Here is a 21,325-nt window from a genome sequence, read left to right on the forward strand (position 1 = left end):
TCCGGCCATTGCCTTGGGCTTTGTTGGTCATGCTCTGCACGGCTGTGGTCAGCTGCCGCAGGGGCGGATCCTGGATCCGGCCAGAGCGAAGCCCACTAGCTGGTGGCTGCCCAGCCGCAGCCCCAGGGCTGCAGGCCACGCTGTGCGTACACGCGGTTGGCGATGTCGATCTGCTGGGCCTTGGTGGCAAGGCTGGCGTTGGGGGCGTAGGCCCCGCCGCCCGCGCCGATCCACGTCTGGATGTCGAACTGGAGGCCGCCGTAGTAGCCGTTGCCGCTGTTGATTGACCAGTTGCCAGTGGATTCGCACTGGGCGATCTTGTCCCACATGGCCTCGTTCATCATGGCCGGGGCAGCGGCACCGGTGTTGGCACCGGCCGTGGCGGTTGCTGCGGGCTTCGCCTTCGTGCCAATGGTGACCTGCTCCGTCACGGGCTGGACGGAAACCGTCTCGGAAACCAGCGTGCGGGAAGCCTCACGGCCGTCAACCAGCACCAGCTTGAAGGTCCGCTCAACCTTTCCGACGGCGCCGGCCTGGGTCACCTTCTTCTCGCCCTTGAACAGGTCCGCGCTTTCGGAGGTCATCGTCTCGAACTGGACGTCTTCGGTGGTGGCCGCCGTTTGGCCGGTGTCCACCCGGGAAACCTTGACCACCATGTTGTTGACGACGGGAGCGTTGCCGGGCTGTGACGTCCGGTCGTTGACGCCAAGGCTTACGCCGGCATCGTCCAGGACAGCCTGCACGGTGGACGCCGTTGTGGTTGCCGCTGTGACTTGTCCGTCGGCGACGATGCTGACGGTCTTGGGGGTCGAAATGGAAACGAACGATCCGTCCACCGCCAACGCTGCGTCCTTCGGGACGGAAACGGACGACGAACTGGCTACACCCAGCTCGGTCACGAGCCCGGCGACGTCCGGGGCGGTGGTGCTCACGGTCCGTTCAGTGCCGTCGAGGCTGACTTTCACGGCCTTGGCCATATTCACGTTGATAACGGTGCCGTTTTTCACGGTCTCATCGACGGAGGGCGACACCCGGTCCGCCGGCTTCAGGTCCAGCTTTGCGCTTTTGACAACCTGGCCTACTGTGCCGCCGAAGGTCTGGACCGAACTCACCTTGCCGTCCACATTGAGCGTGATTGTTTTGTTATTTCCGACGAAGGCTACGAGCCCAACAACGAGTGCACACAGCACCACCAGCTGGGTACCAACCTTGACGAAACTGAACTTGCCGTCAGATGTGAAAAGCTTGACCACGATTGCCCGTAACTTTAGGACCGTCCGGGCACGGGGAAAAACGCAGTAAAACACCCGGCGCAGAACCCCTGAGGTCAGCTCCGGGCATCATTGCGCCGCCATACTCCAAGCGGCAGGCATGCGGCATCAAAGCCGTTCATGATCCTGCAGCGGATGAAGTGAAATTATCCGAAGGCCTTCCCCGACCCCGGCTAATAGTTTCCCACTGTAACCGTAGCGTTATAAAGTGGCCAAGAATTTTGCATACGACGTATGTGTCCGAGGCTCGCGGCCGGAGGTAGCTCAGTCCCAGGACCCGTATGCCCGCACCGTGTTTTCGCTGATCTGGTGGCAGAGACGGGCAAGGTCAGTGCCTGTCAATTCCGCCATGGCCCGGACGGTGTACGGCACCGTGTAGCTGGCATTCGCCCGGCCACGGTGCGGGTGCGGGGTGAGGAAGGGCGCGTCTGTTTCCACCAGCACCAGCCCGGGGTCCGCCACCGCGAGCGCCGCCCGAAGGTTGTGGGCGTTCTTGAAGGTCAGAGTCCCTGCGAATGACATGCTCCAGCCTTCCTCGTTGCAGAGGCGGGCGAGCTCCTCATCCCCCGAAAAGCAGTGGAAGACTACGCGCTCGGGAGCCCCTTCCTCACGCAGGACCTGCACAACGTCGTCGTGGGCATCGCGGTCGTGGATCTGGAGGGTCAGGTCCAGCCTCTTGGCAATGTCGATATGCCGCCTGAACGAGTAGCGCTGGTGCACCAGCCCTTCCCCTTCGGTGCGGAAGAAGTCCAGCCCGGTCTCGCCGATGGCCCGAATGCGGGGATGGGCGGCGAGCCGTTCAATTTCGGCCAGCGCGTCCTCCAGCTCGCCGCGGGCGGCGTAATCCGGTGCATCATTCGGGTGAAGTGCCACGGCCCCCAACAGCCGGCTGTCCAGATCCACCGCCTGGACGGTGAAGCGGGAGGATTCGAGGTCGCAGCCCACCTGGACCGCACCCTGGACTCCCACCGCCTGGGCAGCGTCAAGGGCAGCGGTGATCCCCACCGGCGCGGCGCCGTCGGGAAAGTCAAGGTGCGTGTGGTTATCCATCACGGGCAGTGGCAGCGGCTCCGGCGCCGGGGGAAAGCCCCGCCCACCCGCCGCCCCTGCCGGGGCTGAAGCGTCCGATCCGGGGGCACGGTAAGCGGCGGGAACCAGGGAATTGCGCATCCCCCTACCCTAGCTGCGGCCGAAGCACCGCGATTTACCGGAACTCTCTGTCAGGCACGGCAGTTCTGTTAGTAGTCTGTTACCAACAGATGCGAACGCCCACCGAGGGGCGAAGGCAGGCTTGCTGTCCCGTCCCAGTCGAAACCGGGCTGAAAGGTTGCCGATGGACTCCCACCGACGCACGGCCGTCAATGAGATCGAAACCGCCAGCCGGAACTTCGCAGGGATTGCGGAACCGGTCACGCAGCTGAACGGCCACAAGGTCCAGGCGATGGACGCTGCCGCCTTCCACTCTGCAAGCCAGCGCATCCTGAAGGAGATCAATACGGTCATCGATGGAAAGTCGGAGGCCGCGAAACTGGCCCTGACCGTCCTGCTGGCCCAGGGCCACCTCCTGCTTGAGGACGTGCCGGGCGTTGGCAAAACCCTGCTCGCCAAGACCCTCGCACGGACTATCGACTGCACTGTCAGCAGGATCCAGTTCACCCCTGACCTGTTGCCGTCCGACGTCACCGGAGTGTCCATCTACAACCAGTCCTCCCGGCTGTTCGAGTTCCGCCCGGGCGCGGTATTCGCCAACATTGTGATCGGTGACGAAATCAACCGGGCCTCCGCGAAAACGCAATCCGCCCTTCTGGAATGCATGGAGGAGCACCAGGTCACCGTGGACGGGCACTCCTACAAACTCGACGAGCCGTTCATGGTGGTTGCCACGCAAAATCCGATCGAGATGGAGGGCACCTATCCCCTGCCGGAAGCCCAGCGGGACCGTTTTATGGCCCGCATCTTCATGGGCTATCCGGACAAGGCCTCCGAGATCGAGATGCTGGAGACCCATCAGGCGACGTCGCCGCTGTCCAAGGTGTCCGCCGTGGTCACCGCCGCGGACGTTGCGGCAATGATCGCCGCCGTCCAGCAGGTCTACGTGTCGCAGGCGGTCAAGGAATACACCGTGTCCGTGGGCAGGGCCACACGTGACAGTCCCCTGCTCCGGCTGGGAGCCAGTCCGCGCTCGATGCTGCAGCTGCTCCGGGCCGGCAAGGCCACAGCGGCACTGGACGGACGTGATTTTGTGCTTCCCGATGACGTGGTGAACGTTGCTGAATCCGTACTGGCCCACCGGATCATCCTGGACCGCAAGGCCGCCAGCGCCGGGGAAACCCCGCACAGCGTTATCCGCGGCATCCTGAACAGGCTGCCCGTCAGCCAGGATCTCGCCGGCGCGCCGGCACGGACCGCGGCGAAACCGGATGCCCGGACGGCACCGGGCTCCGGGTTCCGCAGGAACCACTAGGCAGAGCCCATGGCACTGCTGGACCGACTGCCCCGCCACCTTTTCAGCCAGCGCGGCTGGGGCCTCCTCGCGGCCGGTGCTGTGGCGCTGTTGGCTGCCCAGATCATGGGCCGCCGGGATCTCCTGAGCCTCAGCGTGCTGCTGATCGTGCTTCCCCTTATCTCGCTGGCGGGAATCCGGCTGGTGAAGCCAAAATTCCAGGTCTACCGTGAGTTCAATCCTTCGCCGGTGGAGACCTCTTCCACCACAACCGTCCGGCTTGCCGTAGCGCGGACCGGACAGGGCACCGGCCGTGCCATCATGGAGGAAAGGCTGCCGCCGCGGTTCGGGGAGTCGCCTGCGTTCCACTTTCCTGCGCGGTCTGCAACCGGGGGCACCAGCCGGTATGAATACCATCTGCGTTCCAGCCAGCGCGGGCAGTTTGTCATCGGACCGGTGACCGCAGAGTTCACGGACCCGTTTGGGTTGTCCCTGCACCGGCAGGCAATCGACGACGGCGACACGCTCACCGTGACGCCTGCCGCCGTCGAACTCCCGGTCACCGGACTCGCGGGGGCGCGTGGCAGCGACGGCGTCACTGCCACCCGGATCCGGGCCAACCCCAGCGACGACGATGTGATGACCCGCGAATACCGGCACGGCGACCCAATGCGCCGCGTCCATTGGCCGGCGACTGCCCGGCACGGAGCCCTGATGGTGAGGCAGGAGGAGTCGGTCACCACGCCGGAGGCCACCGTCATCCTTGATCAGCGCTATGTAGCCTTCGCCGGCGGCCCCGGAACGGGCTTTGGCGGGGCGGCAGCCATGGACGGGCACGAGATGCTCACCAGCAGCACCTTCGAGTGGGCGGTGGTGGCAGCCATCTCCATCAGCACCCACCTTGCCGAGCGGAATTATGCGCTGCGGCTGCTCGATGCCCGGGGCGAACCGGCCTTCCTTCGTTCCCCCTCCGCGCCCGAACCGGAAACCGACGAGTACGTGGGTACTGGCGGGCTGCAGTCCATCGCCGAAAGCCTGGCGGCCATCCAGCTCTCCGGGCCGCATCACGGCCATCACAGCCCGGTCCCTGCCCGCAGGGACGTTGGTACCGGACGCGACCACGGCTTTGCGCAGGATTCCGGTCCGGCACCCTTTGATGACGGGCTCATGGACAAGCTCTCGGCACACCGGATGCGGGGGCCGATCATTGCGATCCTGGGCAGGTTGTCCTTGGCGGAAGCCAATGCCCTGGCCCCGGCCGCGGGTTACGGAGCGAATGCCTTCGCCATTATCGTGGCGGAGAAGCCGTCGGAGTTCCACGACCAGCTTGAAGAGCTCCGGCGCGGAGGATGGCGCGCGGTTGCGGTGTCGCCGGCGGTTCCGGTGCCCGCGGCCTGGAGCCATTTTGACCAGGGCGGAACAGCGCTGGATGCGGCGGCAGCTGACGTTCGGCGCGGCGCGGGAGTGGCACGATGACACTCGCCCCCGAGAAACGCACCTCCCCCTCCGCGCAGCCCCTTCCCCTGCCCTCCGGCAAGGCACCCGGCAAAGCGCGTGTGGGCGCCTACCCGTGGGTGATGGCGGGCGCCCTGGGGATCTCCGTGTGTGGCGCTGCCCTGTCGTTGAACGGTGTCCTGCGGGGATGGGCGTGGTACCTGCCCGTCCTGACCACCGTTTTTGTGGTGTGCCTGACCATGGCGGCGCTCCGGGCCGTCCGGGCGCAGCCCCTCTTGGTCACCGCCGGCGGCTTCGCCTCACTCATAGCAATCCTGACGCTGACATTCTTCCGCGGCACAGGCATTGCCGGGATCATTCCGTCGGGCGACACCATGAAGGACCTGGGCAGGTTCATCCGCCGCGCCAGCGAGACAGTGCTCGCCGAAAGCGCCCCGGTTGCCCCCAACGCCGGAATCGTCATGGTTACCTGTGCTGTCCTGGGCCTGACGGTCATCCTCATCGATGCTTTGGCGTTGCCCCTTGGCATGCCGGCCACCACAGGCCTGGGCCTGTTCGCCATCCTCATCGTGCCGGCCATGGTGAAGCCGCAAAGCGTGGGCGTCTGGGGCTTCAGTGCCGCAGTGGCCGGGTACCTGCTGATCCTGGCGTGCAGCCAGTGGTTCGCGCCGGACGCGCACACACCGGCCGATACCGCGCGCAACCCTGGCCAGCTGAAGAGAGCCGCGCTCACGGGATCCGTTGCCCTGGTGGCCACCCTGATCATTCCGATGGCCATCCCGGGCTTCGACCGGGGAACTTTTCCGCAAGGATCCCGAGTGAACCCCTGGGGCACTTCCACGGGCCTGAATCCCATGATCACGCTCGGAAACAGCCTTAGGACCCCCGCAGGAACCGGACGGATCACCTACGCCACCAACGCGGTCACGCCGTTGTACCTGCGCTCGGTCACGGTTGACAATTTCGACGGCGACTCCTGGGGGCCGGACGACCGCGACGCATCACGCCAGCCCGTGGCCGGCCAGATCGAGACCGGCTACGAGATCCTCGCCGATGAGCAGCTCACTCAGGTGACGGCGGTGGACACGGGCGCGTTCACGAGCCCGTACCTGCCGGTGCCGTACGCCCCCGAGTCGATCCGGGGCCTGGACGGGCGCTGGTCGTGGGACCCCGCCACCCTGAGCATCAAGGGCGTGGATACCAACTCGCGGAGCCAAGAGTACACCGTAGTCTCCTCCGTGCCCCGCCTCACTGCCAGCCTACTGGACCGCTCGTCAGCAGCAGTGCGGGGCATTTCGGAGGATTTCACCCGGGTTCCGGGTAACGTGCCCGACATCGTCAGGACCACAGCCGACTCTGTCACCGGATCCGGCGGCAGCGCCTACGCCAAGGCCATGGCCATCCAGAGATACCTGCGGTCAGCCGACTTCACGTATTCCCTGCAGTCCCCGGTCCAGGGCGGCTATGACGGCAACGGCCTGTCCGTGCTCGCCGATTTCCTCGCCCAAAAGAGCGGCTACTGCATCCACTACGCCTCCGCCATGGCCGTCATGGCCAGGCTTGAGGGCATTCCGAGCAGGATCGCCGTTGGCTACGCCCCTGGGCGGCTGACAGGAGCCACGGTGACCGTGGCCGGGCAGGGAGTCTTCTCCGAGTACGAAGTGGACGCCCGCGATGCCCATGCCTGGCCGGAACTTTACTTCCAGGGGCTGGGCTGGGTGCCGTTTGAGCCCACCCCGTCCCGCGGTGTGGTCCCCGAGTATGCCACGGAAAGCTCGACATTCGGCGCGCCCGGAACCCTGGACAACAACGACGATCTTATTCCGGGGACCGATCCGTCAGCCACGCCGTTGCCCAGCGCCACGCCGCTGCCTCTTCCGGGTGGCGGACCGGGCAGCGACGCAGGGTCACAGATGCTGCCGTGGCTGCTGGGACTGGCCGGGGCGGCCGGGCTGCTCCTGCTGGTATCTTCCCCGCGGCTGGTACGGATTGGTGTCCGCGCCGGCAGGTTGCGTATCACTGATCCTCCGTCGCCGGCGGCCGTCCATATGGCGTGGTCAGAGCTCCGCGACCTCGGCACGGACTATGGCCTGCCGCCAGGACCGAGCGAGACGCCCAGGACATACTCGGCCCGGCTCCGCGGCTCGCGTCTGCTGGGTGAACCCGGTGGAATGGACGACGCCGCACACCAGGCCGTCATCTCCCTCACCGCCGACTTCGAACGCCACACGTACGGCCCACCGGCCGGCGAATCCCCGGGCAGGCAGAAGCCCGCCGCCGCCCGGATTGCCGCACTCCAGGCCGCGCTGAGGGCCAATGTCACGCGCGGGCGCCGTCTGCGCGCAGACTGGCTTCCGCCGTCGGTCCTGGCCCTCTGGGGACGGATACTGACGGCGCCATTCCGGTTCATCGGCCGGCAGGTGCGGCGGACGGTACAGGCCGCTGCACGCTCGTGGTCACGGGCGCGCGACGGCCTGCGGCGTCCAAGCGAAGGGTAGTTAGCTCGCTTTTTCGCGTGACTCCGGTCAGCCGGCGTAGGGGTCGGCGATGCCGATGTACTGCGTGTAGAGGTATTCCTCGATGCCTTCCAGGCCGCCTTCACGGCCCAGGCCGGACTGCTTGACGCCGCCGAAAGGTGCGGCGGCGTTGGAGATGACGCCGGCGTTCAGGCCAAGCATGCCGGTCTCGAGCCGTTCCCCCATCCGGATGCCTCGGTTCAGGTCGCGGGTGAAGACATAGGCGACGAGCCCGTACTCGGTGCTGTTGGCAAGTCGGACGGCTTCCTCTTCGGTGCCGAACGTGATGATCGGTGCCACGGGGCCGAAGATTTCCTCGGACAGGATCCGGGTTCCTTCTGTGACGCCGGTGAGGATGGTGGGCTGGTAGAAGTAGCCCGGGCCTTCCGCGGGGGCGCCACCCAGGACGGCCCTGGCGCCGGAGGACACAGCGTCGGAGACCAGTTCGTGGACCTTGTCCCGGCTCTTGGCGTCGATCAGCGGGCCCACCTTGGAGTCCGGCTCGGTGCCGCGGGCCGTGGTCATGTCCTTCATCCTCGCGGCGAACTTCTCCGCGAACTCGTCCGCGACAGACTCGTGCACGATGAAGCGGTTGGCTGCAGTGCAGGCCTCACCCATGTTGCGCAGCTTGGCCAGCATGGCACCGGCGACAGCGGCATCGAGGTCCGCGTCCTCGAAGACCACGAAGGGGGCGTTGCCGCCCAGCTCCATGGAGGTACGCAGGACGGTCTCAGACGCGTCGGAGAGCAGGCGGCGCCCCACTTCGGTGGAGCCGGTGAACGACAGCTTGCGGAGGCGGGAGTCCTTGATCAGCGGACCGGTGGTGGCGCCGGCCGTGGAGGTCGGGATGACATTCAGGACACCGGCGGGCAGGCCCGCTTCCTGCATGACGGCGGCAAAGAGCTGCGAGGTCAGGGGCGTGAGGTTGGCGGACTTGAGCACCATGGTGCAGCCAGCGGCGACGGCGGGTGCGATCTTGCGGGTGGCCATCGCCAGCGGGAAGTTCCACGGCGTGATCAGCAGGCACGGACCCACCGGCTTCTTCGTTACCAGGAGCCGGGACTTGCCGTCCGGGGAAACCGAGTACCGGCCGAACGCGCGGACGGCTTCCTCGGAGAACCAGCGCAGGAACTCCGCCCCGTAGGTGACTTCACCGCGGGCTTCCGCCAGCGGCTTGCCCATTTCCATGGTCATGAGCAGGGCGAAGTCCTCTGCCCGCCCGGTGACCAGCTCAAAGGCACGGCGCAGGATCTCACCACGTTCACGCGGCGGGACCTTCGCCCAGGACTCCTGCGCCGCAGCGGCAGCGTCCAGCGCCGCTTTGCCGTCCTCGGCCCCGGCGTCGGCAATGCTCAGCAGCACCTTGCCCGTGGCGGGGTCCTCGACGTCGAACGTCTTCCCGGATGCGGCCGGCCGCCACTCACCATTGATAAGCAGGCCGGTGGGAACAGAGGCCAGCAGTTCGCTCTCGCGCTCTGCGGTAACAGCTGGCTGTGCAGTGACAGTCACGGTGACTCCCTCGTCAGTAGGGTTGTTTCCAGCCGCGCACCGGCGGCCGGAACGACCTGCCTTTGGGGCTGATTAACTGTCAGACTACTGCTGCCGCAGCCGGGGGGTCTACGCCTGGACGCACTACAGAATCAGTCGTGGGCTGTGCAGGTGCACAGCAGTCCGGTGGCTGGCCGACGCTGGGTTTGCATCCGCGTTCAGGACGGCAACCCACGTGCCGGGTTCAGCGCGCCGCCAGGACCGCTGAATACAGCTCCCGCTTGCTGACGCGGACATCTTCAGCCACCGCGGCCACGGCTTCCTTGAGCCGGATTCCCTGCGAAACCAGCGCGTTGACTGCGGCCACGTGATCCTCCGGTGTCCCAGGGGCCTGTTCCGGCGCTCCCCCGAGCACTACCGCTATCTCACCCCGGACCTCGTTCCCTTCAGCCCACAGCAGCAGCTCGCCCACGGTCCCGCGGATGACCTCTTCATAGGTCTTGGTCAGTTCCCGGCACACCGCAATCCTGCGTTCGGCGCCGAACCGCTCGCGCAATGCCCTGAGCATGGCTTCCAGCCGGTGCGGAGCTTCGAAAAACACCATCGTCCGACGCTCGGCAGCAAGATCGGCCAGCCTCGACGCCCGTTCCCCCGCTTTCCGGGGAAGGAAGCCTTCAAAGCAGAACCTGTCCGTGGGCAGGCCGGAGAGAGCAAGTGCTGTCAGCACTGCGGACGGGCCGGGGGCGGCTGTGACAGTGAGCCCGGCGGCAACAGCTCCCTCGACGAGCCGGAAGCCCGGGTCTGAAACCGAAGGCATCCCCGCGTCGGTGACCATGACCATGGTTTTCCCGGCCCGGACCGCCTCAAGGAGTTCGGCAGTCTTCGCTGCCTCATTGTGCTCGTGGTAGCTGATCACGCGGCCTGACACTGTAACGCCGAGGTTCTGGACCAGGCGGTGGAGGCGCCGGGTGTCTTCGGCGGCGACGATGTCAGCGGTGGCCAGCAGTTCGACAAGCCGTGCTGAAGCATCGCCGGAGTTGCCGATCGGCGTGGCGGCCAGCACAATCCTGCCCGGTCCGGCAGCTCCGGCGTTGGGCCCGGCGGCGTCAGGCAGGCTGGAGTCGGGGAGGGTTTCGGGTTTAGGGTCCACGCCACCAGCCTACTGCTGGCAGGCCGGACCAGCTGCAAAAGGTAGCATGGGGCACGTGACCCAGACCCCCACGCGGCCCGCCGGGGCAGGCCAGTCCCGGCCAACAGGTCAGCCCGCCGGCTCCCCGGAACGCACCGCACAGGCGCAGGCCGGCGCCGGCAGGCCCTGGATCGTCCGGCCGGCCGCGGCTTACTCCGCCGAAGAACTCCGGAAGCGGCTGATCGGCAGCGTCCGCAGCTGGCGGGACTACCCGCCGTCGCTCCGGCTGTGGTTCTGGCTGGTTCCGCTGCTGACGGCGGTCATTGGTGGGTTCCTCCGCTTCACCCGCCTGGACAATCCGCACAGCCTGGTTTTTGACGAGACCTATTACGTCAAGGACGGCTATTCGTTCCTGGTCAGCGGCTATGAGCGGAGCTGGCCGGACAAGGCAAACGATTCCTTCAACGCAGGGAACCCTTCCGTCCTCCTGGACACGCCCGAGTATGTGGTCCACCCTCCGGTGGGCAAGTGGATGATTGCCGGCGGAATGTGGCTTTTTGGCGCCGACAACCCCTTTGGCTGGCGCTTCGCCGCTGCCCTGACCGGTACCGTGTCCATCCTGCTGCTCGCGCTCATCGCGCAGAAGCTGTTCCGTTCCCTGCCCCTGTCGGCAGCGGCGGGGATCCTGCTGGCGGTGGACGGCCACCACCTGGTGATGTCCCGGACATCGCTGCTGGATATCTTCCTGATGTTCTGGATCCTGGCGGCCTTCGGGGCCCTCCTGATGGACCGTGACGACGGGCGCCTCAGGCTGGCGGCCCGGCTCGCCGGGCAAGCAGCAGCCGGGAAGGATGGCAGGCCCTCCGCCGGCCAGCTGCTGGCCGGTCCGTGGCTGGGCATCCGGTGGTGGCGGATCGTCGCCGGCGTGTGCCTGGGCCTGGCCGTGGGTACGAAGTGGTCGGGGCTGTTCTTCCTGGCCGCCTTCGGCCTGTTGTCCGTCCTGTGGGATCTCTCGGCCCGCCGCGCCGCGGGAATCCGCGGCTGGTTCAGCGGGGGCATCATCAAGGACGGGCTGCCGGCGTTCGCCAGCATGGTGCCCGTCGCGGCAGTCGTCTACGCCGCCACCTGGACTGGCTGGTTCCGCTCCGACGACGCCTACTTCCGGCGCTGGGCTGAGTCCAATCCTTCGCCCGACTGGGGCTGGCTCCCTGATTCTGTCCGGTCCCTGGCGCACTACCATCTGGAGGCTTACAAATTCCATCAGGGGCTGGCCTCCGAGCACCCCTACGAGGCGAGCGCCTGGAGCTGGCTGGTGATGGGCCGGCCCACATCCTTCTTCTACGAGTCGCCCCAACAGGGGACGCAGGGGTGTGAGGTGTCCAGCTGCGCCTCAGCCATCCTCTCGGTGGGGAATCCCCTCGTGTGGTGGGGAGCCACCATCTCGCTGGCAGTGCTTCTTTTCTGGTGGGCAGGACGCCGCGACTGGCGCGCGGGCGCCGTGCTTGCCGCGGTGGGTGCGGGCTACCTCCCATGGTTCCTGTATCCGGAGCGCACCATGTTCTACTTCTACGCCATTTCCTTTGAGCCGTTCCTGGTGCTGGCCCTGGTGTATTGCCTGGGCCTCGTCCTTGGCCGGACTACTGATCCACCGTGGCGCCGGCGCTCCGGGCTCTACCTGGTAGCACTCTTTGTGGCCGGGACGCTGCTGCTGTCCGCATTCTTCTACCCCGTGTGGGCTGCCGAAGTCATTCCCTACCAGGAGTGGCGCTACAGGATGTGGATGCCTTCCTGGATCTAGGGCAGGATTGCAGGAGACCCTGACAATTTCTGCCTCGCCGCGCTGTGGCAGCCGAACGGAGACCGCCTGTGAGAGAAGCAAGCACAGAACTGCTCGTGGAGCTCGATCCTGCCAGCAACGTGACGGACCTCCTGCTGGAACAATATGCGGCTAACCCTGCCCACGCGCTGTACGCACGCAAGGGGCCAAATGGCTGGACGGACGTCACGGCCCAGAAGTTCCTCCAGGATGTCAGTGCGCTGGCGAAAGGGCTGATCGCGGGAGGGCTGGAGCCTGGCGACACCGTGGCAGTCATGTCCGCCACCCGCTACGAGTGGACACTGGTGGACTTTGCCATCTGGTTCGCCGGTGGCGTTACGGTGCCCATCTACGAAACGTCGTCCGCAAGCCAGATTGAGTGGATACTGCATGACTCCGGCGCGCTCAGGGTCTTCGCGGAGGACCGCGGAAAAGTGGATCTGGTAGTCAAGGTCCTGGCTGCGTCCGAACTCCTCAAGGACCGCCTGGTGAACGTGGTGAGAATGGATCACGACGGCGTGGCCCCGGACCTCGCCAGCCTCGCCGCTGCCGGGACGGGGGTTACGGACACCGAGCTTGAACGGCACCGTTCCGCGGCGGTGTTGGAAGACGTGGCGTCCCTGGTCTACACGTCCGGCACCACCGGCAACCCCAAGGGCTGCGAAATCACCCATGGAAACTTCGCGCTGGTGGCAAAAAACATCGTGGCGTTCCTTCCGGAGCTTCTGATGCAGGAGAACGCCCGGACCCTGATGTTCCTGCCGCTGGCGCATGTGCTGGCGCGCGCCGTCCAGGTTGTCTGCCTGAGTGCCGGCGCGACACTGGGGCATACCGGCAGCGCAGCACAGTTACTGGAGGACCTGGCGACTTTCAGGCCGACATTCCTGCTGGTGGTGCCGCGCATTTTTGAGAAAGTCCGTGCCGGCGCCGCCCACAAAGCCGCCCTGGCCGGCAAGTCACGCATCTTCGATGCCGGGTCAGCCGCTGCGATCGGTTTTTCGAAAGAGCAGGACGCAGCCGCCCGGGGCGAGGGCAACGGGCCCGGTTTCCTCTCCCGTGCCCGTCATGCCGTCTTCGACCGGCTGCTGTATCCCAAGCTCCGCCAGGCACTGGGCGGGCAGATCCGGTACACCGTCTCGGGGGCCAGCCCCCTGGCCATCGAAGAAGCCCACTTCTTCCGTGGTGCAGGAGTTCCCGTCCTGGAAGGGTACGGCCTGACCGAGACCACCGCGCCCTGCACAGCCAACACCCCCACTATGACCAGAGTGGGCAGCGTTGGCATACCCATCCCCGGCACCACCATCCGCGTCGCTGAGGACGGCGAGATCCTGGTGAAGGGCATCGGCGTATTTAAGGGCTACCACGCCAATGAGGCCGCCAACGCCGAGGCATTTGTTGACGGTTTCTTCCGCACCGGGGACATGGGCAAGCTGGATCCCCAGGGCTTCCTGACCATCACGGGCCGTAAGAAGGACGTGCTGGTCACTGCCGGCGGGAAGAACGTTGTTCCCGGGCCCCTCGAGGAAAAGATCCGCGCACACCAGCTGGTGGGCCATGCCGTGGTGGTGGGAGACGGAAAGCCGTTCGTCGCCGCGCTGGTCAGCCTGGATCCTGAAGGCCTGGAGAACTGGTGTGCCCTGCACAAACTGCCGGCGCTGTCCCTGCGTGATGCCGCCGCCGATCCGCGCGTGCGGGCGGCCATCCAGGAAGCGGTGGACCAGGCCAACGCACTGGTCTCCAAAGCGGAATCCATCCGCCGCTTCACCGTGGTGGACGCCCAGTTCACCCTTGCTTCCGGGCAGCTGACGCCGTCGCTCAAACTGAAGCGCGCCGCCGTCGTCCGTGACCTCGACGCGGAGATCACCAAGCTGTACAGCTGAACAACCCGTGGGCGGCTACGTCCGCCAGCCCTACGGTGCCTCCGCCTGGGCCGGGGCCGCCGGCTCGGCTCCGGCCAGGCCGCGACGGCGGCGAGTGGGCCACGTCAGGATCAGGGTCACCAGCGCCACGAGGAACACCAGCGCGGCGATCACGATTCCGGCGTCGATCCAGAACTGACCGGGGAACAGCCTGATCAGGGTGTCCTCCAGCGCAAAGGTCCATGACCCGCTGGCGAAGAAGATCCGGTGGAACTCTGTGAAGAACTGCTGCCAGCCCAGTACGGCCAGGGCACCGAGGCCGAGGATGATCGCCAGGGCCAGGATGGATCCCGCGAAGAGGCCCCGGCGCACGCCGCCGGTGCTTCGGCGGCGGAGGTAGGCGATGGCGATGATGCTGACCAGGATCAGGAGGGCGCCGGCGCCGAAGGCGGAGAGGATCACGAGCTTTACGTCCGCCATGTGGCTGACCTCGCCGTCCTTGAAGAGCTTGTCCCCGCTGCGGTTTACCAGTTCACCCAGGTAGCGGGGCCCGGACCAGTTGCTGAGGTAGTCAACGGCGTAGGAGCCGTAGGTCATCCTGTCGTCTGTGCTGAACCCGTAGCCGTCGCCTGGAAATCCGGGGCGGTTGTACTCAATCCAGAGGAACAGGGGGCTGGTGACTGCCCGGACCGCCAGAACCAGCAGGATGACGGGGTAAAAAATCGCGAGGAGAACCTGCATCACCCGCGGTGCCAGCGGCTTGGCCTTCGCTGCACTCTCACGCTCGGCGTTGCGCCGCTCCACTTCCTCCTTCGGCGGACGGACCTGGAGCGCGGAGGTGGGCAGCGGCTCGCTGAACGTCGGCGGACTTTGCTCACCGGTCGGTTCGACGGCGGCTTCGGCAGCCTTGCGGTCGGCCCGGCTTTCGGGCTGCGGAGCAGTTTCGGACCCGGCGCTGTCTGCAGTTTTTGTCGGCCTCTTGCTGTCTGTCCCACTTGAAGCGGAACCACTCATCCAGGAAAAGGCCGGCTCCTCCGAATCCGTCGATGTGTCCAGGAGGGGATCCGGCTGCGGCTCCTTGCGTTTGGCAGGGGTCGGAGAATTGTCATTCACAGCAGCGTCACTTCCGTTGGGGTCCGTGCTGCCGGCTCTGGTCCGGGCGGCACAAGTATCTCTTCACGAGCCTACAGTCCGGTCCTCCGGCAGGGCGAGGAGCCACCCCGGGCGGGCCCGGATTCAGGCAGCAATTTCGCTGTATCCGGCATCTTCGGTGCCCAGGTCGCCTCGGGCACCGGCCAGATAGGCACGCCGGCCCCATACCAGCACATACAGCCAGTACAGGGCCAACACCGCGGACCCAATGCCGATCTTGATCCACACGGGCAACGGACTGGGCGTGACGAATCCTTCCACCAGGCCCGAGACGAAGAGCACCAGCACCAGTCCCAGCGCCACGGTGATCAGGGACCGGCCTTCCTCGGCGACGGCACGGCCGCGCGTGCGGCGGCCAGGCGACACCATGGCCCAAAAGATCCGCAGCCCGGCCGCGCAGGCGATAAACACGGCTGTCAGCTCCATGAGTCCGTGCGGGAGGATGTAGCTGTAGAAAACGTCGGTTTTGCCGGACGCCGCAAAAATGCCCGCAGCGATGCCCACACCCTGGGCGTTGCTGAACAGGATCATGGGTACCCAGAACCCGGTAATCCCCAGGGCTACAGCCTGGGCACTGATCCAGGCGTTGTTGGTCCACACGGCACCGGCGAACGACGCCGCCGGGTTTTCCGAATAATAGTCAATGAAGTCCTCTTCGACGTATTGCCTGACGTCCTCCTCCGAGGCGACGGCACGCAGTGCCTCCGGGGAAGTCCCTATCCAGAGCGCATAGGCTGCGCCTATCAGGATGAATGCTGCCCCGCAGGCCACCGTGAGCCACCGCAGCCGGTACAGCGCGGCAGGCAGCGCGACCACAAAGAAGCGGGCCAGGTCGGCTGCAAAGTTCGAACGAGCCCCGGTGAATCGTGTCCGCGACTGGGCCAGGGTTGCCGAGAGCGACGCCGAGAGCCCGCTTTCGGGGGCGATTGACCGGATGAGCGAGAGGTGCGCGGAGGTCAGCTGGTACAGGCGCAGCAATTCGTCGGCTTCAGCCCCGCTGAGGCGCCGTTTGAACGCAAGTTTGTGCAGCCTCGACCACGTGTCCCCGTTGACGGCGGAGAAGGCATCCATATCCACGGCTCCAGCCTAACCGCACGCCATTAGACTGTGAGGGTCCGCAGGATAATTCGCGTGGAACGGAACACTGCTTTGAGCTCAATCGTCACGGGCGAGGCCGTTGTCCTTGAACTGCGCCCCGCGTCCTTCGCCGCACGTGCCCTGGGGCTGCTGCTGGATGTGATGGTGAACGTGGTCCTGCTGGTGCTGATGCTCTTCGGCGTGGCCGCGGCCAGCGCGGAACTCGATGAGGCCGCGGCACGCGCCCTCATGCTCTCAAGCGTGGTGTTCTGCTTTGTCATTGTCCCGGTGGCGGTGGAAACCCTGAGCCGCGGACTCTCGCTGGGAAAGCTGGCGGCAGGACTGCGGGTGGTGCGTGACGACGGCGGCGCCATCCGTTTCCGGCACGCCGTCATCCGCGGGCTGACCGGTTTCCTGGAGATCTACCTCACGCTGGGCGGCCTGGCCATTGCCGTGGCCCTCTTCAACGACAGGTCCAAGCGGCTCGGGGACATCATGGCGGGAACGTACGCCCTGCGGAGCCGGGTGCCGGTCGAGGGCGCCGCACCGGTGTTTATGCCACCGCGCCTGAGTGCCTGGGCGGCAGCAGCCGACATTGGCCGCATCCCGGACGCCACGGCACGCCAGGCGTCGCAGTTCATCCGCCAAGCGGGCATGATGTCACCGCTGTCCCGTGCCGGCATGGCTGCCTCGATTGCCACGGAACTCGCCAGGCACGTCGCGCCTCCCCCGCCCCCGGGAACCGGCCCCGACGACTACCTGGCCGCAGTGGTTGCTGAGCGCCGCAACCGCGACCTGTCCCGGCTTCGGGAGGCCCGTCGTCGTAATTCCGTAGTGGGCGAGCGGCTGGAACGGCTCCCGTTCGGGTCCTGACCGGTCAGTTGTCGTACTCGGCCCACGGGATGTTCCAGTCACCGTAGCCGTCCTCGTGCGCGGCGTAGTCCCCCTCGGTGTTGATGATCTGCACGACGTCTCCGGTGGTCATGTTGTTGAAGACCCAGGCGGCGCCGTCGGGGGCGAAGCCGATGCAACCGTGCGAGACATTTTTGTTCCCGATGTACGGGAAGGCGGACTCCAGTGCCTGGTGGATGTAGGCGCCGCTCAAAGTCAGGCGGATCGCATACTCCACATCCACATTGCCGTAGTACGCGGGATCGCCGGGCTTGAGGCCGATGCTCGCGGCCCTGAAGTGGTCGTACCGGTTCTTCTCCATCAGCACGGCATAACCGCGGGCGGAGGGGAACCGCTCATCGCCCATGCTCACCGGGAGCGTTTTGACCACCTGGTCGTTGACGCTCAGGGTAAAGGTGTGGGCAGCAGCATCAGCTATGGCCACCCTCTTGTCTCCGAAATTGACGTTGACTTTTTTGTTGAAGTTGGCGATTTGGCCATTGCCGAGGTCAACGCCGAAGAGCTGCATGTCCATGGTCACGGTGGAGTTCGCCGCCCAGAAGGCCTCCGGCCGGTACCGGACCATCGTGTCGCTGAACCAGTGGAAGGCGCCGGTCTGACCGGCACTGGAAGTAATTTTGATGGCTTTTTCCACCTCAGCCCGGTTCAGCACGGGTTCGCTGAAAATCACCTGCAGCGGCTGCCCCACGCCGACTTTCATACCGTCCAGGGGATAGATGGCGGCATCCGCTTCGTGCGTGCTTGAAACAGTGCTGAACGAGTGCGTGGTGCTGGTCTCCCGGCCGGCGCCGTCGGTGACCACGTACGTGTAGCTGTACTCGGTGTTGAACTTCAGGGGTTCGGACGCGGTCCAGCTGCTCCCGTCGTCGGCGAAGTTTCCCTGAACGGGGTCCCCGGCGGTGCTGGTGAGGGTGACGCTCTCAATCCGCCCATTGCCGACCTTGACGGAAACCGGTGATGCGGGATTGACCTGTTTGGCCCCGTCGGCCGGTGCTACGTCAAGCGTCACCGGAGCAACCACGGGCGAAGCCACGCCGGGGGCGGACCGGACGGCGGAGCCCGCTTCAGATTCCAGGGAAGCGTTCGCCAGGCCAGGCGCTACAGCTGCGAAAGCCCCGCCGGCTGCCGCCAGGACGCACACCATCGCCACCAGGAGAATCTTCTTGGCGGTTCCGGGGCGGCGCGGTTTGTCGTCAGGCTCCATGTACCGATCTTAAGGGTTGCAGGTAACAACCCCGGGCACGGCCAGCGCCCTGGGCGTCACACCTCAGTAACGATAGTGCTCCGGCTTGTAGGGGCCGGCGACGTCGAGGTCAAGGTAGTCGGCCTGTTCCTTGGAAAGTTCGGTCAGTTCGACGTCCAGTGCCGCGAGGTGCAGGCGGGCAACCTTTTCGTCCAGGATCTTCGGCAGGACGTACACCTGGTTGTCGTACTCGCGTTCCCCTTCCGGCTGGTCACGCTTGGTCCACAGCTCGATCTGGGCGATCGTCTGGTTGGCGAAGGAGTTGCTCATCACGAACGAAGGGTGGCCGGTGGCATTGCCGAGGTTCAGCAGGCGCCCCTCGGACAGGACGATGATGGAGCGGCTGCCCTGTCCCGTGGCCGGGTCGGCTTCGAAGACCCACTCGTGCACCTGGGGCTTGATCTCCACCTTCTTGATTCCGGGGATCCGGGCCAGTCCTGCCATGTCGATCTCGTTGTCGAAGTGGCCGATGTTGCCCACGATGGCCTTGTCGCGCATGCCGGCCATGTGCTCGGCCAGGATGACATCCTTGTTGCCTGTGGTGGTGATGAAGATGTGGCCTTCGCTCAGCACCGACTCCAGCTTGGCCACCTGGTAGCCGTCCATGGCTGCCTGGAGCGCGCAAATGGGATCGATCTCGGTAACAATGACCCGGGAACCCTGGCCCCGGAACGCCTCAGCGGCGCCCTTTCCGACGTCGCCGTAGCCACAGACGACGGCGACCTTGCCGCCCATCAGGACGTCGGTGGCGCGGTTGATGCCGTCCGGCAGCGAATGGCGGATCCCGTACTTGTTGTCAAACTTGCTCTTGGTGACGGAGTCGTTGACGTTGATGGCCGGGAACAGCAGTTTGCCCTGTTCAGCCAACTGGTAGAGGCGGTGGACGCCGGTGGTGGTTTCCTCGGTGACGCCGCGGAGGCGGGAACCGATGCGCGTCCACTTTCGCGGGTCCTCCTGCAGGGATGCACGGAGGACATCCAGGAAGACAATGCCTTCTTCGGACTCGTCCGCGGCTGCGGCCGGAACGGCGCCGAGCGCCTCAAACTCAACACCCTTGTGGACCAGCATGGTGGCGTCGCCGCCGTCGTCAAGGATCATGTTCGGGCCAAGGTCAGGATTGGTGTCGGCACCGGGCCAGGTCAGGATCTGCTGGGCAGTCCACCAATATTCTTCGAGCGTTTCGCCCTTCCAGGCGAATACGGGAACCCCTTGCGGATCCTCAACTGTCCCCTTGCCCACCACGACGGCGGCGGCGGCTTCGTCCTGGGTGGAGAAGATATTGCAGGAGGCCCAGCGGACCTCCGCGCCCAGGGCGGTGAGCGTCTCGATCAGCACGGCGGTCTGCACCGTCATGTGGAGGGAACCGGCGATCCTGGCACCCTTGAGCGGCTGCGTGGGTCCAAATTCAGCACGGAGCGACATGAGGCCGGGCATTTCGTGCTCCGCGAGGCGGATCTGGTGGCGGCCGGCCTCTGCCAGCGAGATGTCGGCGACCTTGTAATCAAAAGTCATGGGGATCCTTTGCTCTGTCCGATGAGGGCGAAGGCGTCAATGCGCCTGCGGGGTGGTGCGGGTGATGGGAGGCTTACGCGGTACCGGTTGCGGCAGCCGGACCGGCAGGACCGGGGCGGGAATCGTGCTGGTCCGAACTGGCGGCGTTGGCGGCCGGCAGCAGTTCCGGCGGCAGAAGCAGCGGAATGCCGTCCTCGATCGCGTAGCGGAGCTTTTCGCCCGAGTCCCCAGCCGCCGTCGAGACGAGCTCTTCGCCTTCCTGGACCAGCTTCGATCCGGTGACGGGGCAGCGCAGGACTGACAACAGTTCAGGACTGATCTTTGGCATGGTTGATGCTCCCTGAGGGGCCTGTTTGCCCCGGTGGCTGACTGATTAGCAGCTTCCAGCCTACCGCCAGATCAGCATCAGGACGGTTCACGGAGCACGCGGAGGTGGCCACGGCGGGCACCATCCGTCCCTGCCGGCGCTTCGAGCGCCGAGTGGGTGGAACGCTGCGCCTGCGAGGCAGGGGCCTGCGGAGGGAGGGCTGCGGCTTCCCGGACGGCATTTGCCAGTGCCAGAAGGTCGTCCGGCCCGGGCTGGTGGGGAGTTGACGGCATGGCCAGCCGGAGCACTTCCCAGCCGCGGGGCACTGTCAGTGAGCCGGCATGCTGCTCGCACAAATCGTAACAATGCGGTTCAGCGTATGTTGCCAGGGGGCCAAGGACGGCAGTGGAGTCGGCATATACGTACGTCAGAGTAGCTACCGCCGACTGGCGGCAGCCTGACCTTGAACATTGACGGATAGCTCCCACGACATCCCAGACTACTCGGTGTCCCGGCCGGTTTGCCGCATTGCCCCTCGCGCCGCGCCACGCGGTCCGCGCCCTTTTATGTCGCGCAATTGAGCTGCCGGGTTTAGAGTCAATGTATGCAGTCATCGAACCATGATTCGGCTTTTACGGTCCGGTTGGCTGACCCGGGTGTCCGCAGTGGGGACACCGGTTCGGGCTCCCCGGGCAGGAGTTTCGCGATGCGCCGGCGGAACAGGCATGGACGCGGCCTGCGGGGTGAGCTGATGCTGCCCACCCATCCCGGTTACCGTACGCGGTCGGACCGCTTCGATGACATGGTTCTGGATTCCGCACAGCGGCTGCACGACATCTGGGGCAAAACCCTTGACGGTGTCCGGTTCGCCGTCGACGAAATACCCCCTCAGCTGGAACAACTCGTGGCGGACGCAGGTGCTGCCCCCATGGGTTCCTATACTCCTGCGACCGCTGATGAGGGACCCATCATCACCCTTTACCGCCGCGTGGTGGAACAGGGCTGCGCCAGCCGTGAAGAGCTCCAGGACCTGGTCCACGATGTTGTTGTGGAACACACGGCCGAGATGCTTGGAGTTGCACCCGAGACCCTGGATCCGGTTTACCGCCGCCGGTACTGAGTCCCTCTGCCTGCCGTGTTAACCG

Annotated in this window: 17 protein-coding genes; 7 read left to right on the forward strand and 10 right to left on the reverse strand. The window is 65.9% G+C overall.

What is annotated here, in order from left to right; genetic code table 11:
* Nucleotides 1-95: 95 nt before the first annotated feature.
* Together AU175_RS04740 and AU175_RS04745 are read right to left on the reverse strand one after the other, a co-directional pair.
* Nucleotides 96-1,253, reverse strand: coding sequence for a resuscitation-promoting factor (locus AU175_RS04740; RefSeq protein WP_066286268.1), 1,158 nt, complete (start codon nt 1,251-1,253; stop codon nt 96-98).
* A 282-nt stretch (nt 1,254-1,535) separates the two neighbouring features.
* The gene (locus AU175_RS04745) at nt 1,536-2,441 is read right to left on the reverse strand and encodes a TatD family hydrolase (protein ID WP_066286270.1); all 906 of its coding nucleotides are present in this window, start codon (nt 2,439-2,441) and stop codon (nt 1,536-1,538) included.
* 163 nt (nt 2,442-2,604) lie between these two features.
* Here AU175_RS04745 and AU175_RS04750 point away from each other — a divergent pair, with 163 nt between their 5' ends.
* Genes AU175_RS04750 through AU175_RS04760 form a run of 3 tightly spaced genes read left to right on the forward strand, consistent with a single transcriptional unit; the run spans nt 2,605 to nt 7,667 of the window.
* Nucleotides 2,605-3,735: an AAA family ATPase gene (locus tag AU175_RS04750; protein WP_066286272.1), complete on the forward strand. Its 1,131-nt coding sequence runs from the start codon at nt 2,605-2,607 to the stop codon at nt 3,733-3,735.
* A 9-nt stretch (nt 3,736-3,744) separates the two neighbouring features.
* The gene (locus AU175_RS04755; protein WP_066286274.1) at nt 3,745-5,190 is read left to right on the forward strand and encodes a DUF58 domain-containing protein; all 1,446 of its coding nucleotides are present in this window, start codon (nt 3,745-3,747) and stop codon (nt 5,188-5,190) included.
* Nucleotides 5,187-7,667: a transglutaminase family protein gene (locus AU175_RS04760; protein WP_066286276.1), complete on the forward strand. Its 2,481-nt coding sequence runs from the start codon at nt 5,187-5,189 to the stop codon at nt 7,665-7,667. The genes AU175_RS04755 and AU175_RS04760 overlap by 4 nt, the downstream gene beginning before the upstream one ends.
* Nucleotides 7,668-7,694: 27 nt before the next feature.
* On the opposite strand, the gene AU175_RS04765 is transcribed toward AU175_RS04760, so the two are convergent.
* Nucleotides 7,695-9,194 carry an NAD-dependent succinate-semialdehyde dehydrogenase gene (locus AU175_RS04765; protein ID WP_066286278.1) on the reverse strand — a complete coding sequence of 500 codons (1,500 nt, stop codon included), beginning with the start codon at nt 9,192-9,194 and terminating at the stop codon, nt 7,695-7,697.
* A 223-nt stretch (nt 9,195-9,417) separates the two neighbouring features.
* Nucleotides 9,418-10,323: a 16S rRNA (cytidine(1402)-2'-O)-methyltransferase gene (rsmI, locus tag AU175_RS04770; RefSeq protein ID WP_442855274.1), complete on the reverse strand. Its 906-nt coding sequence runs from the start codon at nt 10,321-10,323 to the stop codon at nt 9,418-9,420.
* 46 nt (nt 10,324-10,369) lie between these two features.
* On the opposite strand from rsmI, the gene AU175_RS04775 reads away from it, so the two are divergent.
* Nucleotides 10,370-12,100, forward strand: a complete 1,731-nt coding sequence (locus AU175_RS04775; protein ID WP_066286280.1) for a dolichyl-phosphate-mannose--protein mannosyltransferase — start codon at nt 10,370-10,372, stop codon at nt 12,098-12,100.
* A 68-nt stretch (nt 12,101-12,168) separates the two neighbouring features.
* On the forward strand, nt 12,169-13,998 hold the full coding sequence (locus AU175_RS04780) for an AMP-dependent synthetase/ligase (RefSeq protein WP_066286282.1): 1,830 nt from the start codon (nt 12,169-12,171) through the stop codon (nt 13,996-13,998).
* 30 nt (nt 13,999-14,028) lie between these two features.
* On the opposite strand, the gene AU175_RS04785 is transcribed toward AU175_RS04780, so the two are convergent.
* Together AU175_RS04785 and AU175_RS04790 are read right to left on the reverse strand one after the other, a co-directional pair.
* Nucleotides 14,029-15,090 carry a TIGR01906 family membrane protein gene (locus tag AU175_RS04785; protein WP_066286283.1) on the reverse strand — a complete coding sequence of 354 codons (1,062 nt, stop codon included), beginning with the start codon at nt 15,088-15,090 and terminating at the stop codon, nt 14,029-14,031.
* Between the two features lie 123 nt (nt 15,091-15,213).
* Nucleotides 15,214-16,206, reverse strand: a complete 993-nt coding sequence (locus AU175_RS04790; RefSeq protein WP_197497033.1) for a stage II sporulation protein M — start codon at nt 16,204-16,206, stop codon at nt 15,214-15,216.
* A 72-nt stretch (nt 16,207-16,278) separates the two neighbouring features.
* On the opposite strand from AU175_RS04790, the gene AU175_RS04795 reads away from it, so the two are divergent.
* Nucleotides 16,279-17,079 (forward strand): RDD family protein, encoded by an 801-nt coding sequence (locus AU175_RS04795; protein WP_066290553.1) that lies wholly within the window; start codon nt 16,279-16,281, stop codon nt 17,077-17,079.
* Between the two features lie 4 nt (nt 17,080-17,083).
* Here the strand turns inward: AU175_RS04795 and AU175_RS04800 are convergent, their stop codons facing one another.
* The 4 genes from AU175_RS04800 to AU175_RS04815 form a co-directional block, all read right to left on the reverse strand.
* Nucleotides 17,084-18,322, reverse strand: a complete 1,239-nt coding sequence (locus AU175_RS04800; RefSeq protein WP_066286287.1) for a L,D-transpeptidase — start codon at nt 18,320-18,322, stop codon at nt 17,084-17,086.
* A gap of 63 nt (nt 18,323-18,385) precedes the next feature.
* The gene (gene ahcY / locus AU175_RS04805; protein WP_066286289.1) at nt 18,386-19,873 is read right to left on the reverse strand and encodes an adenosylhomocysteinase; all 1,488 of its coding nucleotides are present in this window, start codon (nt 19,871-19,873) and stop codon (nt 18,386-18,388) included.
* A gap of 73 nt (nt 19,874-19,946) precedes the next feature.
* Nucleotides 19,947-20,201, reverse strand: a complete 255-nt coding sequence (locus tag AU175_RS04810; RefSeq protein ID WP_066286291.1) for a Trm112 family protein — start codon at nt 20,199-20,201, stop codon at nt 19,947-19,949.
* A gap of 77 nt (nt 20,202-20,278) precedes the next feature.
* A complete protein-coding gene (locus AU175_RS04815; protein WP_066286292.1) occupies nt 20,279-20,668 on the reverse strand; it encodes a DUF3499 domain-containing protein in 390 nt (129 codons plus the stop codon).
* Nucleotides 20,669-20,784: 116 nt separating this feature from the next.
* Between AU175_RS04815 and AU175_RS04820 the strand changes: the two genes are divergently transcribed.
* Complete coding sequence (locus AU175_RS04820; RefSeq protein ID WP_066286293.1) at nt 20,785-21,300, forward strand: metallopeptidase family protein; 516 nt, start codon at nt 20,785-20,787, stop codon at nt 21,298-21,300.
* The last annotated feature ends 25 nt before the right edge of the window (nt 21,301-21,325 follow it).

The sequence above is a fragment of the Arthrobacter sp. B6 genome (genome assembly GCF_001663775.1).
GTDB lineage: Bacteria > Actinomycetota > Actinomycetes > Actinomycetales > Micrococcaceae > Arthrobacter.

What these genes read in the sequence shown, in the direction of transcription:
- AU175_RS04745 (WP_066286270.1), bottom strand. Translation starts at nt 2,441, where the DNA reads ATGCGCAATTCCCTGGTTCCCGCCGCTTACCGTGCCCCCGGATCGGAC.
- AU175_RS04750 (WP_066286272.1), top strand. Translation starts at nt 2,605, where the DNA reads ATGGACTCCCACCGACGCACGGCCGTCAATGAGATCGAAACCGCCAGC.
- AU175_RS04755 (WP_066286274.1), top strand. Translation starts at nt 3,745, where the DNA reads ATGGCACTGCTGGACCGACTGCCCCGCCACCTTTTCAGCCAGCGCGGC.
- AU175_RS04760 (WP_066286276.1), top strand. Translation starts at nt 5,187, where the DNA reads ATGACACTCGCCCCCGAGAAACGCACCTCCCCCTCCGCGCAGCCCCTT.
- AU175_RS04775 (WP_066286280.1), top strand. Translation starts at nt 10,370, where the DNA reads ATGGGGCACGTGACCCAGACCCCCACGCGGCCCGCCGGGGCAGGCCAG.
- AU175_RS04800 (WP_066286287.1), bottom strand. Translation starts at nt 18,322, where the DNA reads ATGGAGCCTGACGACAAACCGCGCCGCCCCGGAACCGCCAAGAAGATT.
- ahcY (WP_066286289.1), bottom strand. Translation starts at nt 19,873, where the DNA reads ATGACTTTTGATTACAAGGTCGCCGACATCTCGCTGGCAGAGGCCGGC.
- AU175_RS04810 (WP_066286291.1), bottom strand. Translation starts at nt 20,201, where the DNA reads ATGCCAAAGATCAGTCCTGAACTGTTGTCAGTCCTGCGCTGCCCCGTC.
- AU175_RS04820 (WP_066286293.1), top strand. Translation starts at nt 20,785, where the DNA reads ATGCAGTCATCGAACCATGATTCGGCTTTTACGGTCCGGTTGGCTGAC.